At 55.9% G+C, this 23720-nt stretch carries 25 protein-coding genes; 14 read left to right on the top strand and 11 right to left on the bottom strand.

What is annotated here, in order from left to right; genetic code table 11:
• Window positions 1-159 precede the first annotated feature (159 nt).
• The 3 genes from yebS to rsmF all read left to right on the top strand — a co-directional run bounded on the left by yebS (window position 160) and on the right by rsmF (window position 5535).
• Window positions 160-1404, top strand: a complete 1245-nt coding sequence (gene yebS, locus QLG07_RS05795) for a membrane integrity lipid transport subunit YebS (RefSeq protein ID WP_048915893.1) — start codon at window positions 160-162, stop codon at window positions 1402-1404.
• On the top strand, window positions 1373-4009 hold the full coding sequence (locus QLG07_RS05790) for a PqiB family protein (protein WP_282468731.1): 2637 nt from the start codon (window positions 1373-1375) through the stop codon (window positions 4007-4009). Before yebS ends, QLG07_RS05790 begins: the two co-directional genes overlap by 32 nt.
• Window positions 4010-4098: 89 nt before the next feature.
• Window positions 4099-5535, top strand: a complete 1437-nt coding sequence (gene rsmF / locus QLG07_RS05785) for a 16S rRNA (cytosine(1407)-C(5))-methyltransferase RsmF (protein WP_282468730.1) — start codon at window positions 4099-4101, stop codon at window positions 5533-5535.
• Window positions 5536-5565: 30 nt separating this feature from the next.
• Here the strand turns inward: rsmF and QLG07_RS05780 are convergent, their stop codons facing one another.
• The gene (locus tag QLG07_RS05780) at window positions 5566-6213 is read right to left on the bottom strand and encodes a metallophosphoesterase (protein ID WP_282468729.1); all 648 of its coding nucleotides are present in this window, start codon (window positions 6211-6213) and stop codon (window positions 5566-5568) included.
• Window positions 6214-6465: 252 nt separating this feature from the next.
• Window positions 6466-6759 (bottom strand): hypothetical protein, encoded by a 294-nt coding sequence (locus tag QLG07_RS05775; protein WP_048915856.1) that lies wholly within the window; start codon window positions 6757-6759, stop codon window positions 6466-6468.
• Window positions 6760-6959: 200 nt separating this feature from the next.
• Here QLG07_RS05775 and QLG07_RS05770 point away from each other — a divergent pair, with 200 nt between their 5' ends.
• Together QLG07_RS05770 and QLG07_RS05765 are read left to right on the top strand one after the other, a co-directional pair.
• Entirely contained in the window at window positions 6960-7754 is a 795-nt protein-coding gene (locus QLG07_RS05770) for a spermidine synthase (protein ID WP_282468728.1), read from the top strand.
• A gap of 102 nt (window positions 7755-7856) precedes the next feature.
• Window positions 7857-8975: an AI-2E family transporter gene (locus tag QLG07_RS05765; RefSeq protein WP_048915854.1), complete on the top strand. Its 1119-nt coding sequence runs from the start codon at window positions 7857-7859 to the stop codon at window positions 8973-8975.
• A gap of 102 nt (window positions 8976-9077) precedes the next feature.
• On the opposite strand, the gene QLG07_RS05760 is transcribed toward QLG07_RS05765, so the two are convergent.
• The gene (locus tag QLG07_RS05760) at window positions 9078-9320 is read right to left on the bottom strand and encodes a hypothetical protein (RefSeq protein WP_282468727.1); all 243 of its coding nucleotides are present in this window, start codon (window positions 9318-9320) and stop codon (window positions 9078-9080) included.
• Window positions 9321-9607: 287 nt separating this feature from the next.
• Between QLG07_RS05760 and QLG07_RS05755 the strand changes: the two genes are divergently transcribed.
• The 3 genes from QLG07_RS05755 to QLG07_RS05745 all read left to right on the top strand — a co-directional run bounded on the left by QLG07_RS05755 (window position 9608) and on the right by QLG07_RS05745 (window position 10633).
• Complete coding sequence (locus QLG07_RS05755) at window positions 9608-9760, top strand: Hok/Gef family protein (protein ID WP_187498869.1); 153 nt, start codon at window positions 9608-9610, stop codon at window positions 9758-9760.
• A 221-nt stretch (window positions 9761-9981) separates the two neighbouring features.
• Window positions 9982-10332, top strand: coding sequence for a type II toxin-antitoxin system RelE/ParE family toxin (locus QLG07_RS05750; protein WP_282468726.1), 351 nt, complete (start codon window positions 9982-9984; stop codon window positions 10330-10332).
• A gap of 1 nt (window position 10333) precedes the next feature.
• Complete coding sequence (locus QLG07_RS05745; protein ID WP_048915850.1) at window positions 10334-10633, top strand: helix-turn-helix domain-containing protein; 300 nt, start codon at window positions 10334-10336, stop codon at window positions 10631-10633.
• A gap of 318 nt (window positions 10634-10951) precedes the next feature.
• Here QLG07_RS05745 and QLG07_RS05740 read toward each other — a convergent pair whose 3' ends face one another.
• Genes QLG07_RS05740 through copC form a run of 3 tightly spaced genes read right to left on the bottom strand, consistent with a single transcriptional unit; the run spans window position 10952 to window position 12586 of the window.
• Window positions 10952-11287 carry a YebY family protein gene (locus QLG07_RS05740; protein WP_133623790.1) on the bottom strand — a complete coding sequence of 112 codons (336 nt, stop codon included), beginning with the start codon at window positions 11285-11287 and terminating at the stop codon, window positions 10952-10954.
• Between the two features lie 52 nt (window positions 11288-11339).
• Window positions 11340-12221 carry a copper homeostasis membrane protein CopD gene (gene copD, locus QLG07_RS05735; RefSeq protein ID WP_282468725.1) on the bottom strand — a complete coding sequence of 294 codons (882 nt, stop codon included), beginning with the start codon at window positions 12219-12221 and terminating at the stop codon, window positions 11340-11342.
• A complete protein-coding gene (gene copC / locus QLG07_RS05730) occupies window positions 12221-12586 on the bottom strand; it encodes a copper homeostasis periplasmic binding protein CopC (protein WP_048915848.1) in 366 nt (121 codons plus the stop codon). The genes copD and copC overlap by 1 nt, the downstream gene beginning before the upstream one ends.
• A gap of 166 nt (window positions 12587-12752) precedes the next feature.
• Here copC and QLG07_RS05725 point away from each other — a divergent pair, with 166 nt between their 5' ends.
• The 3 genes from QLG07_RS05725 to exoX all read left to right on the top strand — a co-directional run bounded on the left by QLG07_RS05725 (window position 12753) and on the right by exoX (window position 14487).
• Window positions 12753-12983: a DNA polymerase III subunit theta gene (locus QLG07_RS05725; protein ID WP_048915847.1), complete on the top strand. Its 231-nt coding sequence runs from the start codon at window positions 12753-12755 to the stop codon at window positions 12981-12983.
• 67 nt (window positions 12984-13050) lie between these two features.
• Window positions 13051-13809 carry a carbon-nitrogen hydrolase family protein gene (locus QLG07_RS05720; RefSeq protein ID WP_048915846.1) on the top strand — a complete coding sequence of 253 codons (759 nt, stop codon included), beginning with the start codon at window positions 13051-13053 and terminating at the stop codon, window positions 13807-13809.
• A gap of 12 nt (window positions 13810-13821) precedes the next feature.
• A complete protein-coding gene (gene exoX / locus QLG07_RS05715) occupies window positions 13822-14487 on the top strand; it encodes an exodeoxyribonuclease X (RefSeq protein WP_099755032.1) in 666 nt (221 codons plus the stop codon).
• On the opposite strand, the gene QLG07_RS05710 is transcribed toward exoX, so the two are convergent.
• A complete protein-coding gene (locus QLG07_RS05710; protein ID WP_282468724.1) occupies window positions 14484-16544 on the bottom strand; it encodes a prolyl oligopeptidase family serine peptidase in 2061 nt (686 codons plus the stop codon). The genes exoX and QLG07_RS05710 overlap by 4 nt on opposite strands.
• Window positions 16545-16677: 133 nt before the next feature.
• Entirely contained in the window at window positions 16678-17328 is a 651-nt protein-coding gene (locus tag QLG07_RS05705; protein ID WP_048915843.1) for a DUF533 domain-containing protein, read from the bottom strand.
• A 170-nt stretch (window positions 17329-17498) separates the two neighbouring features.
• Here QLG07_RS05705 and QLG07_RS05700 point away from each other — a divergent pair, with 170 nt between their 5' ends.
• Window positions 17499-18311 (top strand): sugar phosphate isomerase/epimerase family protein, encoded by an 813-nt coding sequence (locus QLG07_RS05700; protein WP_282468723.1) that lies wholly within the window; start codon window positions 17499-17501, stop codon window positions 18309-18311.
• Window positions 18312-18391: 80 nt separating this feature from the next.
• On the opposite strand, the gene QLG07_RS05695 is transcribed toward QLG07_RS05700, so the two are convergent.
• On the bottom strand, window positions 18392-18688 hold the full coding sequence (locus tag QLG07_RS05695) for a YebG family protein (RefSeq protein WP_099755035.1): 297 nt from the start codon (window positions 18686-18688) through the stop codon (window positions 18392-18394).
• Window positions 18689-18826: 138 nt separating this feature from the next.
• Here QLG07_RS05695 and purT point away from each other — a divergent pair, with 138 nt between their 5' ends.
• Window positions 18827-20005: a formate-dependent phosphoribosylglycinamide formyltransferase gene (gene purT, locus QLG07_RS05690; RefSeq protein WP_282468722.1), complete on the top strand. Its 1179-nt coding sequence runs from the start codon at window positions 18827-18829 to the stop codon at window positions 20003-20005.
• Window positions 20006-20064: 59 nt separating this feature from the next.
• On the opposite strand, the gene QLG07_RS05685 is transcribed toward purT, so the two are convergent.
• Together QLG07_RS05685 and zwf are read right to left on the bottom strand one after the other, a co-directional pair.
• On the bottom strand, window positions 20065-20703 hold the full coding sequence (locus tag QLG07_RS05685; RefSeq protein ID WP_048915839.1) for a bifunctional 4-hydroxy-2-oxoglutarate aldolase/2-dehydro-3-deoxy-phosphogluconate aldolase: 639 nt from the start codon (window positions 20701-20703) through the stop codon (window positions 20065-20067).
• 225 nt (window positions 20704-20928) lie between these two features.
• Window positions 20929-22404, bottom strand: a complete 1476-nt coding sequence (gene zwf, locus QLG07_RS05680; protein WP_048915838.1) for a glucose-6-phosphate dehydrogenase — start codon at window positions 22402-22404, stop codon at window positions 20929-20931.
• 386 nt (window positions 22405-22790) lie between these two features.
• On the opposite strand from zwf, the gene QLG07_RS05675 reads away from it, so the two are divergent.
• Window positions 22791-23663: a MurR/RpiR family transcriptional regulator gene (locus QLG07_RS05675; protein ID WP_282468721.1), complete on the top strand. Its 873-nt coding sequence runs from the start codon at window positions 22791-22793 to the stop codon at window positions 23661-23663.
• The last annotated feature ends 57 nt before the right edge of the window (window positions 23664-23720 follow it).

Here is a 23720-nt window from a genome sequence, read left to right as displayed (position 1 = left end):
AAAAGTACAGCGGGACAAGGTGATTCATTCCGTTAGTTAATATAACCTTGGATTTATCCGAATACTGAAGCACGGCTATACTGAAGTCCTGCTCTCATGGCGTTAATCAGCCTAACCTGCCCTGCACCTGCGCTGTTGGGCCAAAGCACGATCGGGAATATGAAAATACACGCCATAAGTCATGCTCTGCCACAGGCACGTTATCAGCGATGTCCCCAATGCGATACCCTTTTTTCCTTACCAGATGTTAAATCAAGCCAGTCTGCGCACTGCCCGCGCTGCAATGCGCGCATCCTGAATGGCCGGGACTGGTCGATGACGCGACTGACCGCCATGGCGGTGACGATGCTGCTGCTGATGCCTTTCGCTTTCAATGAGCCGCTGATGTCAATCCGGCTGCTCGGCACCAACATTTACGCCAGCCTGCTGGGCGGCATCATGCAGATGACCAGGGAAGGTGACGTCATTGCCGCTTCAATGGTGGCATTTTGCACGATTGGCGCCCCGCTGACGCTGGTCGTCTCTATTGGCTACCTCTATTTCGGTGACAAGCTGGGCATGAACCTGCGGCCGGTGCTGCTGATGCTTGACCGCCTGAAAGAGTGGGTGATGCTTGATATCTACCTGGTCGGCGTTGCCGTTGCCTCAATAAAGGTGCAGGACTATGCCGCCATTACGCCGGGCCTTGGGCTGGTGGCGTTTATCTCTCTGACGCTTCTCAGCCTGCTGACGCTGATTCACCTTAACGTTGAACAGCTGTGGCACCGTTTCTATCCGCAGCCTCATCCAAATGTGCCGATTGCCCAGCTGCAGGTTTGCCTGAGCTGCCACCATACCGGCGTGGCCGATGAGCGTGGCCGCTGCCCGCGCTGCCACACGCGGCTCTATTTCCGCCGTCATTTCAGCCTGCAGAAGTCCTGGGCGGCGCTGATCGCCTCGATTATTTTTCTGATCCCGGCTAATCTGCTGCCGATTTCAGTCATCTATCTCAACGGCTCTCGCCAGGATGACACCATTCTTTCTGGTATTCTCTCGCTCGCCTCTGGCAATATCCCGGTGGCTATCGTGGTGTTCGTCGCCAGTATTCTGGTGCCGTTCACCAAAGTTATCGTCCTGGTGACCCTGCTGCTCAGTATTCACTTCAAATGTGAGCAAGGGCTGAAAACCCGCATCCGCCTGCTGCGCGTGGTGCAGTGGGTGGGGCGCTGGTCGATGCTCGACCTGTTCGTCATTTCACTAACGATGTCGCTGGTTAATCGCGACCAGCTTTTAGCTTTTACTATGGGACCGGCTGCCTTCTATTTCGGCTCAGCGGTCATACTCACTATTCTTGCCGTTGAGTGGCTGGATAGCCGTTTACTTTGGGATGCTCATGCAACAGGAAACGCCGACTACACCGACTAATGCACGCGTCAAAAATCGGCGAAAAATATCGCCATTCTGGCTGCTGCCCTTTATTGCCCTGCTGATTGCCGGCTGGCTTATCTGGTCAAATTACCAGGAGCGCGGCACCACGGTGACCATTGATTTCGCCACCGCGGACGGCATTGTGCCGGGCCGCACGCCGGTACGCTATCAGGGCGTCGAAGTCGGGCTGGTGCAGGGCATCAGCATGACCGACGACCTGCGTACCATTAAGATCAAGGCCAGCATTAAAAGCGATATGAAAGGCGCACTGCGTGAGGATACGCAGTTCTGGCTGGTAACGCCGAAAGCTTCGCTGGCCGGCGTTTCGGGTCTGGATGCGCTGGTAGGCGGCAACTACATCGGCATGATGCCGGGCAACAAGGGGGAACCGCGTGAAAACTTCACCGCGCTCGATACCCAGCCCAAATACCGCTTAAATACCGGCGAAATGATGATCCACCTTCACGCCCCTGACCTCGGCGCGCTGAATAGCGGTTCACTGGTTTACTTCCGCAAAATCCCGGTTGGCCGCGTGTATGACTACAGCATCAACTCCGGTAATCAGGGGGTCACGATTGACGTGCTGATTGAGCGTCGCTTTACCAATCTGGTGAAAAAAGAGAGTCGATTCTGGAATGTCTCCGGCGTCAAGGCCGATGTGGGTCTGAGTGGAGCTAAAGTGCAGCTGGAGAGTCTTGCCGCGCTGGTCAATGGCGCAGTGGCCTTCGATTCACCGCAGGCATCGCAGCCGGCGAAGAGCGAGGACAGCTATAACCTCTATCCTGACCTGGCGCAGAGCCAGCGCGGCGTGAAAATTTTGCTCGACCTGCCGGACGGTAAAAACCTCAAGGAAGGCAGCACGCCGCTGATGTATCAGGGTCTTGAAGTGGGTTCACTGACCAAAATGACGCTGCAGGATAACGGCAAAGTCAGCGGTGAGCTGACGCTGGATCCTTCCGTCACCGGTCTGATGCGCAGCGGTACGCGTATTGAGATGCGCAGCCCGAAAATTAGCCTGACTGACAGCAGCCTCAGCAGCTTGCTGACCGGCAATACCCTCGAACTGATCCCCGGCGACGGCGCGCCGCAGGACCATTTCGTGGTGCTGCCAAGCAATGAGTCGCTGCTGCAGCAGCCGAATGCGCTGGAGGTCACCCTCACCGCCCCGGAAAGCTACGGCATTGACGCCGGCCAGCCCCTGATGCTGCACGGCATGCGCATCGGCCAGGTGATAAAGCGCACGCTGAATGAAAAAGGCGTCACCTTCAACGTGGCGGTGGCCGCGGACTATCGCGACCTCGTCCATGGCGACAGCAAATTCATCATTAACAGCCGTCTCGACGTGAAGCTCGGTATTGATGGCATGGAAGTGCTGGGTGCCAGCGCCCGTGAGTGGGTGGACGGCGGTATTCGCCTCGATCCCGGCAGCAAAGGCGAAGTGAAAAAAACTTACCCACTGTATGCTAACGCGGAAAAAGCCGCTGAAGGGGTGGTCGGCGATCGCTTGCCAACTACCCTCACCCTGACGGCCACCAGCCTGCCGGATATCCAGGCCGGTTCCGTGGTGCTTTACCGTAAATTCCAGGTCGGTGAAATCGTCAGCGTTACGCCGCGTGCCGATGCCTTCGACGTTAATGTGCATATCAAGCCGGAATATCGCCGGCTGCTGACCCAAAGCAGCGTGTTCTGGGCTGAAGGCGGGGCGCGCGTGCAGCTTAACGGCAGCGGTCTGACGGTGCAGGCTTCGCCGCTTAACCGCGCGCTGAAAGGGGCGATCAGCTTCGAAAATCTTACCGGCGCCGGAGTGGGCCTGACCCGCCAGGACAAACGCACGCTGTATGATTCCGAAACCGCCGCGCGTGCGGTGGGTAGCCAGATCACCCTGCGCACTTACGACGCCAGCAAACTGTCGCCGGGCTTGCCGATCCGCTACCTTGGCATCACGATTGGTCAGCTGGAGTCGCTGGCGCTCGGCGAAGGTAACAATCAGGTGATCGCCAAAGCGGTGCTCTACCCTGAATACGTGAAGGACTTTGCCCGTCTCGGCTCGCGCTTCTCGGTCGTTTCACCGCAGATCTCGGCGGCGGGGGTCAACCATCTGGAGACGCTGCTGCAGCCGTACATTAACGTTGACCCAGGTAAAGGGCGCCCTCAGCGCAGCTTCGAACTGCAGGAATCAACCATTACCGACGCACGCTACCTTGATGGCCTGAATGTGGTGATGGATGCGCCGGAGGGAGGTTCTCTAACGGTCGGAACCCCGGTGCTGTTCCGCGGTATCGAAGTGGGTACGGTGACCGGAACGTCTCTCGGCTCGATGGCCGACCGCGTGCAGATCACTCTGCGCATCAGCAAGAAATATCAACATCTGGTAAGGAACAACTCGGTGTTCTGGCTGGCTTCCGGCTACAACCTCAAGTTTGGCCTGATTGGCGGCGTGGTGAAAACCGGCACCTTCCAGCAGTTTATCCAGGGTGGCATTGCCTTTGCCACGCCGCCAACGGTGCCGCTGGCGCCGCAGGCGAATTCGGGTAAACACTTCCTGTTGGAAGATGAAGAGCCGAAGGACTGGCGCAAGTGGGGAACCGCCCTACCGCAGTAACCTCCTATTGGGCAGCCTTCGCTGCCCAATTTTTTTACCTGCCCCCCTGTGCTAAACTGCGCGCACATTTTTTCCTGTGGATCCTGCCTGTGCCTCACTCTTCCCGCGTGTTTTTCCCGCAGCCTTTTCTCGATCGGATGCAGCAACTGCTGCCGGATGCGAACGACTTCGATCGCTTTATTGCTATCAGCCAGCAGCCGCTGCGCCGCAGCCTGCGCGTTAATACGCTGAAAATCAGCGTTGATGACTTCCTGGCGCTGGTTGCGCCCTGGCAGTGGGCGCTCACGCCGATCCCGTGGTGCGAAGAGGGTTTCTGGATCAGCCGCGACGATGCGGATGCGTTACCGCTGGGCAGTACGGCAGAGCACCTTGCCGGGCTGTTTTACATCCAGGAGGCCAGCTCAATGCTGCCGGTAAGCGCGCTGTTTGCCAACGGTAGCCAGCCGGAACGCGTGATGGACGTCGCTGCCGCACCGGGCTCTAAAACCACCCAGATTGCGGCGCGCATGGCGAACAAAGGCACCATCCTCGCCAACGAATACTCCGCCAGCCGGGTGAAAGTGCTGCACGCTAACCTCAGCCGCTGCGGCGTCAGCAACAGCGCCATGACCCACTTTGACGGCCGGGTATTTGGCCCTGCATTGCCCGAGTGTTTCGATGCGGTGCTGCTGGATGCCCCCTGTTCCGGTGAAGGGGTTGTCCGCAAAGATCCCGATGCGCTGCGCAACTGGTCGGAAGCCAGCACTGCCGACATCGCCGCCACCCAGCGGGAGCTGATCAACAGCGCGTTTCACGCGCTGAAACCTGGCGGTATCCTGGTTTACTCCACCTGCACGTTAAACCGCAGTGAGAATCAGCAGGTCATTGAGTGGCTGCTCGCCGAGTATCCCGGTGCCGTTGAAATCGAGCCGCTCGACCAGCTGTTTAGCGGCGCGCAGCAGGCCGCCACCGCGGAGGGGTTTCTGCACGTCTTCCCGCATATTTTTGACAGCGAAGGCTTCTTCGTCGCCCGTCTGCGCAAGCTGGAAAGCGTGCCGCGCCTGCCCGCTCCAGGCTATAAAGTGGGCAAGCCGCCGTTCAGCCCGCTTAACCGCAAGCAGCAGCAGGACGTGGCAGATGCAGCAGCAAAAGCCGGGTTGAACTGGAGCGATGAACTGTCGCTGTGGCAGCGTGATAAGGAGCTGTGGCTGTTCCCGCTTGCGATGGAACCGTGGCTTGGGCGCGTCCGTTTCTCACGTATCGGCCTGAAGCTGGCGGAAACATTCCCTAAAGGCTGGCGCTGGCAGCATGAAGCCGCGATTGCGCTGGCGGATCCTCACGCGGCAAACGCGTTCGAACTGACCAGCAGCGAAGCGGAAGAGTGGTATCGCGGGCGCGATATCTATCCTGAACGCGACCTGCCTGCTGACGAGGTGATTGTCTGCTATCAGCAGCAGGCGATTGGCATTGCCAAAAAGGTGGGCAGCCGGATTAAAAACAACTACCCGCGCGATTTGGTGCGCGACGGCAAACTGTTCAGCGTGTAACAGCCTGCGGCCTGTCATCAGGCCGCATCATTACTGCACTTGGACCAGCGTCAGGTTATTACCAAACACTGCGCCTGTATCGATGTAGTGTTGGTTCCAGGCATTCAGCGGCGCCGGGAGCGGCGTGTGCCCAAAGTAGAAATCATCGGCACCGCGGATCCTTGCCCCTTTACCGCGCTGCGCTGCTGCAACGCGCTCGCGTCCCCACAGCACAGCCTCCGTATCGATCTCCTTACCCCAGGCATACTCTTCCGCTGGATAGTCAGCGTGCGCGATAATCGCGACGCGCTCTGCCAGCTGCAGGTGAAGGATCAGTGGCAATTCGTGACAACGTAACAAATTGCGTTTAACTTCCAGCACCGGTAAACCCTTCATGGAGTAAAACCAGTCGCCGCCGTTGCGGCGCCACATCTGACTGCCCGCCCCGCTCAGCGCATCCAGCGCCATCTGTTCATGATTGCCGCGTACGCAGCGAAACCACGGCTGATGCAGTAGCGCAAGGCAACCTGCACTGTCGGGACCTCTGTCGATCAAGTCACCTACGCCGATGACCAGATCCCGCTGTTGATCAAAATGATGAGCAGCTAACTGCTGCTGCAACATGTCACGACAGCCGTGCAGATCGCCAACGATGAAAATATGCCGCCAGTTTTCCCCGTTTAAATAGTGGTAAAGCATCGCTTAAACCTTTCTTATCGGCACATATTGACGCCTGGTTTAGTGAATTTGCGATAAAGTATAGCCTTTCAGCCAGACAGGGACTCCAGCGTCATGAATAACCGTAAGCAGTTTTATTTCACGCTGGTGCTAATTACGATTGGCAGTTTGCTGATTATTGAAGTGTTGGCGCGGATGGTACATCTGATCGTGGTCGGGTGACTGACTCAGGCAGGATCGGGGTGACAAGGGCCTTTGCGGCCCGAGATTCAATTATTTTAACGCACGCGGATTCTTACGCAGCGATGCAGTCCAGTTAAACTCTTTTACTTCACTCTCTTTCGCCGCGGAGGGCTTACGCGGTTTCTTCGCCAGCACAACTTTGCTGCTCTCGCGCATCACGCGCTCTTTCATTACCAGGCGTTTCGCCTCTTTGAGGATCTCTTTTTCCTCTTTCTTACTGGCAACATGACTTAATTTGTCCGTCAATGTTTTCACCCGCTGCTCCACCAACCCTTTCTCTTCTTCGGTAAACTGATCGATGGATATCTCTTTCTCGCTTTTCATGCAACAGGCTCCCGGCCAGTATTCAGCGCTGCGGGTATCCGCGGCGCCGGGCCACCTGACATCGTAAAGTGCTGCGTGACGATCTACAAGCAGTGATGTCATTTGTAGTGCGAATTTGACTAAGGTTGCCCATTTACCCGCAAAAATGTGAAGATGTGGCGGCATAATCAGGAAAGATGTGCATTTAAGGAGTGATTAAAATGTCAGATGCCCAACTCTATAACTCATCCCCGCTGTTTCGCATTCGTGGAGAGCTGGTCGCCAGCGTTGAAGATGAGCAGGGAGAAGTTTCGGTGATCGATAATAAGATTTATCGACTGATGAGCTTTGACCGGGTCTTTGAGCAAAGCAAGATGCAGAAGAGCCGCCCTGAGCTGCCGGTGCATAAATATATCAGCGCGATGCTGATGGCGGCAGCGCTCACGCCGCTGGATAAGGTTCTGCTGCTCGGGCTGGGCGGCGGCTGTCTGGTGCGCGCGCTGCATGCGCACAATCCCGCCATAGCTATCGATGTGGTCGAGCTGCGCCAGGCCGTGGTTGACGTGGCGAAGAGCTACTTCTGTTTGCCGCTGAGCAACGATATTCGCTATCAGGTAGACGATGCTGCACTGTTCATCGCCAACGCGCTGAAAGGCCACTACTCGCTTATCTGTTCCGATCTTTACTCCGCCAGCGCAGCGGTTCCCCTGCAGTCGACGCGCGCCTTTTTGCGCCACTGCGCCCAGGCCCTGCAGCCGCAGGGTTGGCTGGTACTTAATCACCAAACGGCCCCCGATGAGGATTCTGCCTTTTCCGATGCGCTAACCTCCCTGTTCAGCACCGTGCTGTACTGCTCGACTCCCAGCGGGAATGTGGTGATTTATGCCAGCCGTGAGCACTGTCCTTCACCATTGTCTGAGCTGCGCGACCGGATGAAGAAAAGTGGTGCGCTGTTTCAGAGTGACTTTTCCCTGCTGGCGCAAAAGGTTTACCGCTGGCCAGGCTCCGGACCGTAACGACTCTTTTCGTTTTATGTTGCGCACGTTATTGCCGTAAACCCGCCGCTGGTCTACTTTTAGCGCGTAACCAGATAGCATTTTAATAACAGAGACCAATCAATGATCATTAAGGGCTTAAGTAAGGGATTTTTCATCTTCATACTGGCGATCACCACGTTCGCTTTTTTACACATCCTGGGACCCTATTTCTCCGCCATTCTGTGGGCCGCCATCCTGGCGATTATCTTCCACCCGCTGAAAACGAAAATCAGGAAGCATTTGGGTGACCGTAACGGCCTCGCTTCACTGATTTCAATGTTAATTATCTGCCTGATTGTCTTCATTCCGCTGGCCATCGTCGCCTCATCGCTGGCGCTTGAATTCAATGCGTTATACAACCGCATCCAAAATAACCAGAGCGAACTGACCTCTGCCGCGGCCGGGGTGATCAACCATCTTCCCGACTGGCTGCGTCACTTCCTTGCCGAAAACAATCTGAACGACGCCGGTGCTATTCAGGAAAAACTCTCCGGCGTGGCGATGAAGGGCGGGCAGTTCTTTGCGGGTAGCCTGATGATGATCGGTAAAAGCACCTTCAGCTTTACCGTTGGCTTCGGCATCATGTTGTACCTGCTGTTCTTCCTGCTGAAGGATGGTGCTTACCTGGTTAGCCTGGCGCTGGACGCGATCCCACTTTCACAATATGTGAAGCAGCATCTGTTTGTGAAGTTTGCCGCCGTATCCCGCGCGACGGTAAAAGGTACGGTGGTGGTTGCCGCCGTACAGGGTGCGCTTGGCGGTATCGCCTTCTTCTTTGCCGGGATTCAGGGCAGTATTTTATGGGGCTCACTGATGGCCTTCCTGTCGATTATTCCGGCGGTCGGCTCCGCTATTATCTGGCTGCCGGTAGTCCTGTACTTCTTCTTTACCGGTGCAATCGTTAAAGGGGTGATCCTGACCTTCTTCTTCGTGGTTGTGATTGGTCTTATTGATAATATTCTGCGCCCGCTGCTGGTCGGCAAAGATACCAAGATGCCCGACTACCTGATACTGATCACCACGCTGGGTGGTATGGAGATTTACGGTATTAACGGTTTTGTTATCGGACCGCTGATCGCCGCGCTGTTTATCTCCTGCTGGAATCTGCTTTCAGGCCGCGACCATAGAGGTAATACCGACGAAATCGATCGCGACTTTATGGAAGAGGGTCAAAACCATCCGGAAAAAGAGAGCGAATAATAAGTCACGGGGCTGAATAAGGCCCCGTTTTTTATTTCGCTTTTCGCTGCCGGTTTATGAGCCGCTACGCAATTTCTGTTTTTAAATTAGGGCTATTAGCACTTAGGCCCCCTTCTTTGCTGCCCAGTTTGAATAGAGCATCACGGCGGCCCCCACCAGCAGCATGACTATCGCCGTTGGGAACATCTTCTCATTCGTCCCCCCCAATCCGCCTGCCCCCAGAAAGTAAACTGCCGCGAAGAGCGCTTTACAGGCTTTCAATACATTATTTTGCTGCTTCATGCAGATGCTGCGTACCGCCCATGCACCCAAAATTAATCCCATAAAACCTAATACTGTTCCCATTGCACGAACCTTATAAGGTTAATTAAATAACCTGTTTACGTTAATTTCACAGGTAATATTACCTGCCATATTTACGAGGCGCTACGCAAATTTGTTTGATGAATGAGATTAATTAGCCAGACGGGAGTATTTTATCGGCGGGTGCTTGAGGCTTTCTGCCTTAAGCATGTTGCAGACGGCAGAAAGAGAAAAGCCCCACTTTGACTCTTAATCAAAATGAGGCCATCTCTAATGCTCAACAACATTAGGTTAGCTTCTTGCGTGCCGAAAGGCAAGGAGACGCAACCATGAAGCAGCAACGGGTGATTACGGTCACCGCTCTGATTATCATCGCGGCTATTGCAGTCGTGCTGGTCAGCAGGAAAGACCTCTGTGAGGTACGCATCCGAACCGACCATACGGAGGTTGCCGTCTTTATGGCTTACGAATCCAAATCGTGATGGCAACCGGCGGGGAGCAATCCCCGCCACTTTGTTGTTGGGCTGTTAGCGCTTAAGCACCCTTCTCATTTCAACATCGTTTTGAGGTCTAAATATTAAAGTCATATCTGGACACGCTGTTATCAGAGTGGAAACCAAAAAATACTTTGGACGGTAAATTGACATCATAGCCCTTGGGCTATATATTAACTCTATAGCCTTTAGGCTATAAGGAGCACAGGATGTGGGAAGTTAATACTTCGGACCTCTTTGATAAGTGGTTTGATAGTCAGACGGAAGAACTACAGGAAGATATACTCGCGGGGTTAGGGCTGATTGAGGCCGGAGGGCCAAATCTTGGACGGCCATTTGTTGATACTGTACGTGACTCTAAATTTAAGAATATGAAAGAGTTGCGAGTACAACATAAAGGCGACCCCATAAGAGCATTTTTTGCATTTGACCCTGAACGAAATGCCATCGCGTTGTGTGCTGGTGATAAGACAGGGGTCAATGAGGCTAAGTTTTATGCTGATATGATAAAAGTAGCCGATAGAACGTATCAAAAACATCTAGATAGTCTGGAGAAATAAGATGGCAAATTTAAAAGAACTGATGGCTAAACGCTCTCCAGAAAGCCAGCAGCGCATCATAGAGAGAACAAACGAGTTATTGATAGTTACAAGACTAGACCAGCTGAGAGAGGCGGCAGAAGCGTCTCAAACCGGCGTAGGTAAAGCTATGGGTATCGCACAGCCGACAGTGGCGGCGATGGAACAGCGTGGCGCAGAGATTAAAGTTTCGACCCTTAAGCGATATGTTGAAGCTATCGGTGGGACTCTCAATGTTTCTATTGTTCTCCCTAACGGAAAACATCTGGAACTCACCATGTAAGGCAGCAAAAGACTATTTATATTGTTAAATTTCAATGCGTTAAAAAAAGACCGAAGACGATTCCTGTCTTCGGTCCAGGGAAATGGCTCTTTTCAGAGCCGTGCGCTAAAAGTTGGCATTTATGCAGGCGGTTACGCCTTGCACTTTAAAAGGTAGACCAGAAGTGGGGGATTTCCAGCCAGTTGTCAACAGCCCGGCAACTGATTGTTAGCGCTGTGATCCCGGCTGCATATAACCAGAGGGTTTTGCTGCGCGGCACGAGTTAACCGCTCAGAAATCCAGGCTGGCGAACCGCGACGGGTGCGCCAGCGCTGAGGATCAGCGACAGAGTTTTTCGGCGCGGGCGATGATAGGCGCCAGGCTTTTCTTCTCGCCGGGATGAGTGGGATCGTCTGCCAGAATCTTGTCGATAGGGAAGCCTTTTGACTGGCCGGATTTCACCTTCGCCTCGGCCTCGGCGTTGAGCGGATACTGCACCAGCGTGCCGTCATTGATGGCAAACAGCACGTTGCCCTTTTCGCAGCTCAGCATGATCTCTTCGCGGGTAAACGGCCAGTTGTCTTTGCCCATCTCAAAGCGGCTGACGGTTTCAATTCCGGCCATTGCGCTGCTGCTAACGCCCAGTGCTACCAATAACAGTGCCAACTTTTTCATCTCTATACCTCAAACAATAAAACTTAATCTGCCATGTGAATAATCATCGGGCTTATGACGGTTCCAGCGTGGCAAACACGCTGACCGTCAGCACGACCGCCGCCGCCAGCGCTATCTCAGCCAGCGTGGTGGTCATAAAATGTTGCTGCGCCCCTTCTCCGCTGCGCTGAAAGCGCGGCACCAGCCAGTAGCGATTAAACAGGGCGATGGCTATCATCGCCGCCACCAGCAGGGTTTTTAACAGCAGCAGCTGACTATAGAGGCGGAAACTGCCGGGCGGCCAGCCAAGGATCAGCAGCGCGTTGACCATGCCGCTTATCAGCACCAGCGCAACCGCCAGATGGCCATAGCGCGAGAAGCGCATCATGGTACGAATCGCTTCATACTGCGGCTTATCCTGGCGTGCTAAGCGTATCAGCAGCACCACCGGCACCAGTCCTCCCGCCCAGAATGCGGCAGCAATCAGATGCACCATCTGGTTAGTGCGCTGCAGCACGCCCATCCAGCCCTCAAGCATTGCCGCGTGCCCGACAAACGCCAGGCCGGCGAGCTGTGCCAGCGCCATGAGCAACAGGGCCGTCTGGCGCACACTGCCGCGCAGCCAAAGTGCGAGGCAGCCCAGCAGCGCGCAGGCTAACTGGCCCTGCCAGACCAGGCCGAACCGGGTTTGCAGCACGGCAAGCCAGGTTTCCCCATTGAGAATATCCTGCCAGCCATCGCCCATTAGCCCGGTCTGCGCGGCCAGCAGTAGCAGCGCGCTCAGGAACGTCAGCCAGCTGGCAGCGCGCATCAGCGGCATCAGCCGCTGGCTGAGTGGCTGGCGATAGTGCTCCGGGGCCAGCATAACCGTCATGGCACCCGCCCCCGCCAGCGACATCAGCGCGCTGAAGTGCACAAAACGGCACAGGATGTAGACGCCTGCCAGTGAGATCATTACGGCACGCTAAAGGTGTAGTTCCCTTTTGTCTTATGACCATCTACTGACAATACGTGCCAGCTGACCTTATACTCCTCACCCCTTTTCAGCGGCTGCTTGAACTGCACGCGCAGCGTGTCGCGCTGGCCTGGAACGCGTTTCGCCTTTAGCTGCGGCAACGGCGAGTTATCCATATGGGTCACGACGATGCCGCTAAATGCCGGCTCGACATTTTCAGTAAACTGGATGGTCAGCGCATTGGGATATTGGCTGCCCGCCGGATTTAACGAGGTGTATTCACTTTTAAGATGTGCATGAGCAGAAGCCTGCTGGGCAAAAAGAGCGGCAGTAAGTAAGCCGGAGATCTTGAAGAAGTTACGCATGAATCGCAATTATCCTTAACAATGCGCAGCGCCTTGCTGCCTGAGGCCGAAAGAATACTCCGCTTAAAAAGCAGTGTCGAGGTGATAGCAGCTATCAATCCACGCTGAAACTTGCTAATCCGTGCCTTCTGCATTACTTTCTGCCACAAACCATCGGGAGGACATTATGAGTTACAATCTGGCCACGCTGCCGCAGGATGAGAAAGACAAGGTTAACGTTGATCTGGCCGCCGCAGGCGTGGCGTTTAAAGAGCGTTATAACATGCCGGTCATCGCCGAAATGGTTGAGCGCGAGCAGCCAGAAGCGCTGCGTGACTGGTTTCGCCAGCGTCTGATGCATTATCGTCAGGCCTCGCTTTCACTCTCCCGCCTGCCCTGGGAACCTAAGCAAAAATAGCGGCTTGCGTTTTGCTCCCGCTTCGGTTGAGATAAGACACCTACTTTCTCGTCTCGGGGGAGCACCTATGTCCAGTTGGACTATCGCTGCAGCACAGTCAGGTTCACGTCCAGGGGATATAGCCTGGAACCTTCAGCACCACCTCGAATTTGTCCGCTACGCCGCTGTACACCATGTTGATCTGCTGATGTTTCCTGAACTCTCCCTGACGGGCTATGAGCTGCCGCTGATGGCGAAACTGGCGATGAGCACTGACGATCCGCGTCTGCAAGCCTTCGCCGATGCCGCGCAGGAGCATCAGATGGGGATTAGCATCGGCCTGCCGCTGCAAAGTGGTAAAAACGTGCGCCTTTCGGCACTGACCTTCCTGCCGGACGGCACCCGTCTCGCCTACAGTAAACGCAATCTCTTTGGCCCGGAGCAGCAGATATTCACCCGGGGCGAAGCCCTGCCGCTGTTTGGCTATCAGCATCACCATGTCGCCATCGCCATCTGCGCCGATATCAGCGTGGAGGAGTATGCCCGTGATGCCGCTCATCGCGGTGCCGATCTCTATGCCACCAGCGTGCTGGTGTCAGAGAACGGCTACGAGACCGATTGCGAGTACCTTGCCCGCTGGTCGCGCGAGTATAAAATGGCGATCGTTATGGCCAACCATGCGTGGCCGAGCGGGGGGTATATCTGCGCCGGGAAAAGCGCTTTCTGGGATCAGAGCGGTCGTCAGGTAGTGCGCGGCGGCGAGGGTGAGCAGCTGATTGTTGCCCGGCGCAACGCCAGCCATTGGCAGGGAGAGGCACATCCGTTACCCTGCCCGTCAAATCTGTAAACGGGAGAAGTTATGTTACGCGTGATAGACACGGAAACCTGCGGGCTGCAGGGTGGCATCGTCGAAGTGGCATCAGTCGATGTGGTGGACGGGCAGATCGTCAATCCGATGAGCGACCTGATCTCCCCCGACCGCCCTATCAGCCACCAGGCGATGGCGATCCACAGAATTACCCCAGCGATGGTGCACGGTAAACCGACCATCGAACAGGCTATCGGTCGCTATCACGGCAGCAGCCATTACGTGGCGCATAACGCCAGCTTTGACCGCCGTATGCTGCCGGAGATGCACGGTGAGTGGATCTGCACCATGACGCTGTCTCGCCGCCTGTGGCCCGGCCTCAAATACAGTAACCAGGCGCTGCGCGAGACGCTGCAGCTGGACGTCGAGCCACCTGCCGATCTGCACGCCCACCGCGCGCTGTACGACTGCTACGTCACTGCCGCTTTATTGATCCGCATTATGTCGTTTAGCGGCTGGGATGCCGCCGAGATGGTGCGCCGAATGCAGGTGCAGGGCTCGGTAAATACCTTCCCGTTCGGCAAATATCGTGGGCAGAAAGTGGATGATGTCGCGAAGAAAGATCCGGGATATTTAAAATGGATGCTAAAAAATATCACGGATCTAAAGCCCGACTTACGCAGCGCTATGCAGCGGGCGCTGAGCGCGGTTGATTAAGCGTTCTGACCGGGCAGCAGTCCGGTCGCCAGCGCGATAAGAAACGCATATTCCAGCGCCACGCCTTCATACGCTTTAAAACGTCCTGATTTACCGCCGTGGCCGGAATCCATATCGGTGTCCAGCAACAGCAGGTTGTCATCGGTCTTCAGCTCGCGCAGTTTTGCCACCCATTTTGCCGGTTCCCAGTACTGCACCTGGGAGTCATGCAGCCCGGTCGTCACCAGCAGGTGCGGATAGGCCTGGGCGCTGACGTTGTCATACGGGCTGTACTGTTTGATGTAGTGGTAATACTTTTCGTCGTTGGGGTTGCCCCACTCATCATACTCACCGGTGGTCAACGGGATAGTCTCATCCAGCATGGTGGTGACGACGTCAACAAACGGCACCTGCGCGACGACACCGTGGAAACGCTCCGGCACACTATTGATTACGCTCCCCATCAGCAGGCCACCGGCGCTTCCGCCCATGGCGTAAAGTTTTGCCGGGTCGCCATAACTTTTTTCCACCAGCGCATTGGTGATGTCGATAAAGTCGTGAAAAGTGTTGAGCTTATTCAGCAGACGCCCATCGTCGTACCACTGCTGGCCCATCTCGCCACCGCCGCGAATATGCGTCAGGGCAAAGACAAAACCACGGTCAAGCAGGCTGAGACGGCTGGCGCTGAAGTCGGCATCCATGCTGCTGCCGTAAGAACCATAGCCGTACACTAACAGTGGATTGCTGCCTGGCGTAAAGCTGTCCTTGCGGTAAACCAGCGAAACCGGTACTTCAACGCCGTCACGCACGCTGATCCACAGACGCTCGCTGAGGTACTCACCGGCATCAAACCCCTTCACTTCGGTCTGCTTCAGCACTTCGCGCTCGCCGCTGTCGAGATCCAGCTCAAACAGCGTATCGGGTGTGGTCATTGAGGAGTAGCCATAGCGCAGCTTGCTGCTGTCCGGGCTGGGGTTGTAGCCGATCCAGGTGACGTAGGCCGGGTCATCGAAAGCAATGGCGCTGCTCTCCCCGCTCTGCCAGTTGATCTGCCGCAGGCTGGTCAACCCACGCTCGCGCTCCTCCACCACCAGCCAGTCGCGAAACAGCGCATAACCCTCCAGCACAATGTTGTTACGCGGAGCAATCAACGTCTGCCAGTGCTGCTCATCGAAACGGTCACTGCGGTATAAGCCGAAATTTTTGCCTTCGCGGTTGGAACGTATATAGAACTGTTGCTGGTAGTGATCCACGCTGTATTCGTGATCCTTGCGGCGCGGGATGAAAACCTGCGGCTGCGCATCCGGCTGCTCAGCATCCAGCAGCAGGATCTCACTGGTGGTGCTGCTGCCAAGCGCAATAGCCACAAACTGCTCAGAGGTGGTCTTATAAACGCTGACGTAGAACGTATCGTCCAGCTCTTCATACACCAGCTGGTCCTGAGACTGCGGCGTCCCAAGCGTATGGCGCCAGACCTGATAAGGCAGCAGCGTCTTTTTGTCTTTCAACACATAGTAGAGCGTGCGCGAGTCGGCCGCCCAGGTCATGCTGGAAGCCACGCCTTCCAGCACCTCCGGATACCACTCCCCGCTGCGTAAATTGCGCAGGCGGATGCCATACACCCGGCGCGAGAGGAAATCTTCCGCCACCGCCATCACTTGGTTATCCGGGCTGATCGCCACGCCGCCTAAAGTATAGAACTCGCTGTCTGCGGCACGCTCGTTGCCGTCCAGCAGCGTGTCCCAGACGTCCGGGGTTGTGGTCTCAGCAGGCTGGCGGGTATAGAGGGTGTACTCATTGCCCTCTTCATAGCGGCTCTGATAGCGGTAGCCTTTTTTCACATAGGGCACTGAGTGGTCACGCTGGGGGATGCGCTCGACAATTTCCTTCAGCAGCTGTTCCTGTAGCGCCTGCTGCGGCAGTAATGCCGCTTTGCAGTAATCATTTTCAGCGCGCAGATGCGCCAGCACCTGCGGGTTTTCACGCTCATCGTCGCGCAGCCAGTAGTAGTTATCGGTGCGCGTATCGCCGTGCAGCGACATCACATGAGGGATTTTTTGTGCTTTAGGAGGTGTCATATTATCTTCGCGGTTGCTGTGTCTGTCTGTAAGGTTGGCAGCAACCCGGCTGATTGCCAAGGGGTTATGGCGAACAATCTGGCAATCAGCACGGGGGATGAGCTGAAAGGCGATAACTTCACCGCCTTCAGGTTCAGGCAGGAAGTTTTTGTTTTTCGGCGCGGATATCCGTTTCAATCGACTGCCGCACGTCGGCGGGGATTTTCAACGCATCGCCCAGCGCCTGCAGGTAGCTGCGCTCCATAAAGTGGTCGACGTCGATCACCAGATTGCTGAGGAAATAGACTTCCAGCGCTTCCTCTTCATTTTTCACATCCGCAGCCAGCGTATTCGGGTCCAGTGGCCGGTCGATGGCGCGCTGAACAATCTGCTCGGCCTGCGTGCCCAATCCCGACTGGTGAATATGCTGATCGATGGCTTTGCGCTCTTCTGCATCAATATGCCCGTCGCTTTTTGCCGCGAACACCAGCGCTTCAATCAGTCGTTCAGCGCGGCGATCGACCGGCGTGCTCTGCTGGCCGAACTGCGGCTCATCCTGATGCGTTTCGCTGACGCGCTGCTTATATTTATTCCACAGCACGGCACCTGCGGCGGCGCTGCCGCCAATGATTAGCGCATTTTTACCGTATTTAGCCAGCAATCCACGCGATGACTTACTGGCAATCAGTAATCCAGCCAGCCCGCCGAGTGCCCCGGGCGCCAGCATCTTGCTCAGGCCTTCACCACCGGACGATTTACCCGCTTTGCCTAATACCGTCTGAATCTGTTGCAGCCAGTTGCTCATACTCACTCCTTCATTGCCAGAAAACACCACAATAGGTGACCCCGCGTCAGGAAACGTCAAAGCATGAAAAGGCGCTAAAATTTTCACTGTTTGTTACCGTTCCCCTGCTGGTGGAGACGGTAATTTGTTCCTATTTTAAAAGGCCAGGGGAAAACAGCTTAAGGAGCCACATGAGATTTTCAACCAATCCACTCTTTATCAATACCGTACTGTTAGGGGGCAACCCGCAGGAAAAGCTTGCAGCCGCTGCCCGGGCAGGTTTCGCTCAGGTTGAATTGTGGCAGCAGGATGTTGAGGCAGCAGAAGGTGGCGTGGAAAGTCTGACGGCGTTATGCCGTTCGCGCTCGCTTGGTCTGACCGATTACCAGGTTCTGCTGGACTTTGACGGCGCGCCGGACGATCTGCGCGACAGCAAGCGCCAGGAAGCCCTGCGGATGATGACCACGGCACAGCAGCTGGGGGCATCTACCGTACTGGTTCCCGCCTCAACCCATGCGCGCTGCCAGGCTGAACGGGTGGAAGACGATCTGCGCTGGCTGGTGGCGCAGGCCGCCGGGCGGGGATTACGCGTGGCATATGAAGCGATGGCCTGGAGCCAGCAGATCAATAACACCGCCGCCGCCTGGCAGCTGGTGAAGCGCATCGATGCGCCCAACCTGGGGCTGGTCGTTGATGCCTTTCATATATTTGTGCGCCAGCGCAGCGTTGAAGATTTGGCGGGTATTCCGGCAGACAAAATTTATCTGGTGCAGCTCTCCGACCTCGACAAGCAGCCGGAAGATGGCAGTCTGGTTGATGTCGCCCGTCATCAGCGCCTGCTGCCGGGAGAGGGCCATTATCCGCTGGAGGATTTACTGGGCCATTTGCAGAAGATTGACTACCGCGGGCCAATAGGACTGGAGGTGTTTAACGATCGGCGTAAGGCGGCCGATCCGTTTGCTACGGCAGCAGCGGCAATGAATGCCCTGCGTGGCGTACTGTAGGGTTGAAGCATGCGTCCCCAGGGGTCAGGGGCCAGGGGCCAGGGGCCAGGGTCAGGCATGCCTGACCCCTACAGGGCAGGTTAAACCGCGCGCAGTTTGCCTTCGGCGGCGTCTTCGCTGCCGTCGGCCGCGCTGCTCTCTTCCGGCAGCTTGCCGGTGCGCAGGATCTGCTGCAGCGCATCTTTATTCTCGGCCAGGTAGAGGCCAAGCGCCTCGCCCTGCTGCTCGTCTATCTCCAGCGGGCTGGCGCTCAGCCAGTCAGAGAACACTTCCGCCATGTCGAGCATCTTGTCGTAGGCATCGGCTTCTTTCTTGCTGGCAAATGTCATCTTTTCCTCACCTTTTCTGACGACAACGTATTTGATCTCAACAGCCATGATTTTCGTCCCGTTTAACTGTATTTTTATACAGTATAGCAGCGGCGCTTTTTTGACTCAAGTGCAAACTGCCGGATGAATACGCAAACGTTTTCGTTTATACTGCGCGCGTTTTTTTAATCCATTCAGGTAGAGATTATGACGACTCTTGGAACCGCGCTGCGCCCTGCAGCAACCCGCGTAATGCTGTTAGGATCTGGTGAACTGGGCAAAGAGGTGGCGCTGGAGTGCCAGCGTCTGGGCGTGGAAGTTATCGCCGTTGACCGTTACGCAGATGCCCCGGCAATGCACGTTGCGCACCGCAGTCATGTTATCAACATGCTGGACGGCGCCGCGCTGGCTGCGCTGGTCGCCCAGGAGAAACCGGACTTTGTGGTGCCGGAAATCGAAGCGATTGCCACCGATATGCTGATCGAGCTGGAAAAACAGGGCCAGCACGTGGTGCCCACCGCCCGCGCGGCGAAGCTGACCATGAATCGCGAAGGTATCCGCCGCCTGGCGGCAGAAGAGCTGGCGCTGCCTACCTCAACCTACCAGTTCGCCGACAGCCGTGAAGCCTTTCTCGCAGCGGCTGATGAGATTGGCTTCCCGTGCATCGTCAAGCCCGTCATGAGCTCATCCGGCAAAGGTCAAAGCTTTATTCGCACAGCCTCGCAGCTGGATGCCGCCTGGGAATATGCCCAGCAGGGTGGCCGTGCCGGCGCGGGCCGCGTCATCGTTGAAGGCGTGGTGAAGTTTGATTTTGAAATTACGCTGCTGACCATTAATGCGGTTGACGGTATCCACTTCTGTGCGCCCATCGGCCACCGTCAGGAAGATGGCGACTACCGCGAATCCTGGCAGCCGCAGCAGATGAGCGAACTGGCTCTGCAGCGCGCGCAGGATATTGCGCAGAAAGTGGTTACCGCCCTTGGCGGTCGCGGCCTGTTTGGCGTGGAGCTGTTTGTCTGTGGTGATGAGGTGGTGTTTAGCGAAGTCTCCCCGCGCCCGCACGATACCGGAATGGTCACGCTGATTTCGCAGGATGTTTCCGAGTTCGCGCTGCACGTGCGTGCCTTCCTTGGCCTGCCCGTTGGCGGCATTCGTCAGTACGGCCCGGCGGCATCGGCAGTGATCCTGCCAGAACTGGACAGCACTAACGTGCAGTTTGGCAATCTGTCAGCAGCACTCGGGGCGGGTTTACAGCTGCGCCTGTTTGGCAAGCCGGAAATTCAGGGTAAGCGTCGGCTGGGCGTGGCGCTGGCCACCGGTCATGATATTGATGATGCGGTACAGCGTGCCGTCGCAGCGGCTGCTCAGGTTAAAGTCAGCGGGTAATTGGCAGGCGGTAAAACTCAGGGCGCTGATATCAGCGCCCTTTTTTCATCTTCGCTCGCTTAACGTGCGCCCGCCACCGCTTCGCGCGCCAGCTGGGTAATACGCTCATAATCCCCTGCTTCCAGCGCGTCGGCGGGCACCAGCCAGGAACCACCGATGCAGAGCACGCTTTTCAGCGCCAGATAGTCGCGATAGTTTGCCGGGGAGATCCCGCCCGTCGGGCAGAAACGCACCTGCGGGAACGGGCCGCCAATCGCCTGCAGGGCTTTCACGCCGCCGTTAGCTTCCGCCGGGAAGAACTTAAATTCGCGCAGGCCATAATCAAGACCGGTCATCAGCTCAGACACGGTACTGATGCCGGGGATCAGCGGCACAGAGCCGGCAACGGCCGCCTTCAGCAGCGGTTCAGTCAGCCCCGGGCTGATAATAAACTGCGCGCCAGCATCGGTCACTTCCTGCAGCTGCTGAGCGTTTAACACCGTCCCTGCACCGACAATCGCCTCCGGCACTTCACGCACCATCGCTTTCAGGGCATCCATCGCACAGGGAGTACGCAGCGTCACTTCCAGCACGCGCACGCCGCCCGCCACCAGCGCTTTCGCCATCGGTACCGCGTGCTCCAGCTTGTTGACTACGATAACCGGAACGACCGGGCCGGTGGTGAGGATCTGTTCTGCGCTTGTTTTCCAGTGACTCATCTGTGACCTTCTCCTGTCGGGCCTGCCTTCCGTCCTGGCGGAGCGTTGCAGGCAAAAGTGACGCCTACAGCGTCAGGAATATGATTGCGTGCTCTACCATACAGGAGAAAGCCCGCAGGCGTCTATGCCACCTGATCATTTTTAAAATGGAGGTTCATTTTTAATGAATCTGAATTTTGACCATAAAAAAACCCGCCGTAGCGGGTTTTACTGTTCGGGCATGAACTACTCGAATTCATTCCATGAGCGACCATCGCGGGTGATCATCGCGACGGAAGCCACCGGCCCCCAGGTGCCCGCCTGATAAGGCTTAGGCGCTTCTTTATCGGCAGCCCAGGCATCCATAATCGAGTCGACCCACTTCCACGCCTCTTCCACTTCATCACGGCGCACGAACAGTGCCTGAATACCGCGCATGGTTTCCAGCAGCAGGCGTTCATAGGCATCTGCCAGGTGCGACTGGTTGAAGGTTTCTGAGAAGCTCAGATCCAGCTTGGTAGTCTGCAGGTTGTGCTTGTGGTCCAGGCCTGGCACTTTATTCAGGATCTGAATATCCATGCCTTCATCCGGCTGCAGGCGAATGGTCAGTTTGTTCTGCGGCAGCTCCTGCCAGGTATCTTTGAACAGGTTCAGCGCCGGATTCTTGAAGTAGACCACCACTTCAGAACATTTGGTCGGCAGACGCTTACCGGTACGCAGGTAGAACGGCACGCCCGCCCAGCGCCAGTCGTCGATATCCACGCGGATAGAGACGAAGCTTTCCGTGGTGCTGGTTTTGTTCGCTCCCTCTTCTTCCAGGTAGCCAGGCACTTTTTTGCCCTGCACGAAGCCGGACGTGTATTGGCCACGCACGGTTTTTTCACGCACGTTGGTGTGGTCAATACGGCGCAGGGAGCGCAGCACTTTCACTTTTTCATCGCGGATACGGTCGGCAGAGAGGTCCGCCGGCGGTGACATCGCCACCATGGTCAGAACCTGCAGCAGGTGGTTCTGGATCATATCGCGCATCTGGCCAGCCTGGTCAAAGTAACCCCAGCGGCCTTCGATTCCCACTTCTTCGGCCACGGTAATCTGCACGTGGTCGATGGTGCGGTTATCCCAGTTGGAAGCAAACAGCGAGTTAGCAAAACGCAGCGCCAGCAGGTTAAGCACCGTCTCTTTACCGAGGTAGTGGTCGATACGGAAAACCTGGCTCTCGTCGAAGTACTCACCGACCTGATCGTTAATTTCCTGCGAGGTCGCCAGCGAAGTGCCCAGCGGTTTTTCCATCACTACGCGCGCCGGGTGCGCATTCAGCTTGGCAGTGCCCAGCCCTTTACAGATCGCGCCGAAAGTGCTTGGTGGCATAGCGAAATAGTTGATAGTGACGCGTTTTTTCTGGTCCAGCATCTTACCGAGGCGGGGGAAATGACTGCTGTCGTTCACATCCAGGTTGCAGAAATCGAGGCGGTTGCTGAGCTTATCCCACAGCGCTTCGTCGATTTTCTCCTTCATGAAGGTTTCCAGCGCTTCACGCACCACCTTGGTATAGGCTGCTTTATCCCACTCAGCGCGGCCAACGCCGATGATGCGGGAGTCCTCATGGATCTGACCGGCTTTTTCTAATTGGTACAGTGAGGGCAACAGTTTCCGGCGTGCAAGGTCGCCTTTGGCACCGAAAATGACCAGATCGCATGCCTGGGCTGTTTGTGTAACCGCCATTTCATTCTCCTCGTTGCAGGATTAGCCTGTCCCTAAAATTCCGTAGTCAGACAGACTCTTATTGTAATTTTGTTTCAATACAATGTACTGCTTTTGCCCGGTCCGCGTAAACCAGCCGGACGCACTCAGGCACAATGTATTCAACCAATGCCTAATTTAGTGACAAACCTCAGGGGGTGGCACTCAGTTTGTGCGTAATTTTTCGACATTTTTGTTACTGTTATTACAGTTGTGAAAATCAGACACAGCTCAAACTCTGGCAAAAAATGTAAAGTATTGTCGTTATGCTACTGCCACCGGGCCTGTAGCGCATTGTATATTCTCTACAAAATGACATCGATTTCTCCTTTGATTGAAATCGTCAGAATGTATGAGCGGGTAGCAATATGAATATGCTGGAAAAAATTCAGTTACAACTGGAAAATTTGAGCAAATCCGAACGCAAGGTGGCAGAAGTGATCCTCGCCTCCCCGGCCACCGCGATGCACTCCAGCATTGCGCTGCTGGCACGTGCTGCCGGCGTCAGCGAACCGACGGTTAATCGCTTCTGCCACCGTCTGGATGCCAACGGTTTTCCAGATTTTAAACTCCAGCTGGCTCAAAGCCTGGCAATCGGCACGCCCTATGTCAGCCGTAATGTTGAACAGGATGACAGCGTCGAGTCCTATTCCGGCAAAATTTTCGAATCGGCGATGGCCGGTCTCGACCGGGTGAAACAGAGTCTGGACGTTAATGCCGTCAATCGCGCGGTCGATCTGCTCACCCAGTCGAAGAAAATCGCCTTTTTTGGCCTGGGCGCATCCGCCGCTGTCGCGCACGATGCGATGAATAAATTTTTTCGCTTCAATGTCCCCGTCATCTATTCAGATGATATTGTGATGCAGCGCATGAGCTGTATGAACAGCGGTGAAGGCGATGTGATGGTGCTGATCTCCCATACCGGGCGCACCAAAAGTATGGTCGAACTGGCAATGCTGGCCCGTGAAAATGATGCCACCGTGCTGGCTATCACCTCTCCCGGCTCGCCACTTGCCCGCGAGGCCACACTGGCTCTGACGCTGGACGTTCCCGAAGACACCGATATCTATATGCCAATGGTTTCCAGACTGGCGCAGCTCACCCTGATTGACGTTCTGGCCACCGGTTTCACCCTGCGGCGCGGGGCGAAATTTCGCGATAACCTGAAGCGGGTGAAAGAAGCCCTCAAGGATTCACGCTTCGAGAAAGAGAGCCTGATTTCTGCTCTGACGCGCCAGTAATTAACCGTTTTTTAATCAGTAACGACGGTAAAGGGTCGAATTCATCTGGCCCATATC

Origin of the sequence: Erwinia sp. V90_4 (assembly GCF_029967685.1) — a bacterium.
GTDB lineage: Bacteria > Pseudomonadota > Gammaproteobacteria > Enterobacterales > Enterobacteriaceae > Erwinia > Erwinia aphidicola.
This window is presented reverse-complemented; position numbering and strand designations above follow the sequence as displayed.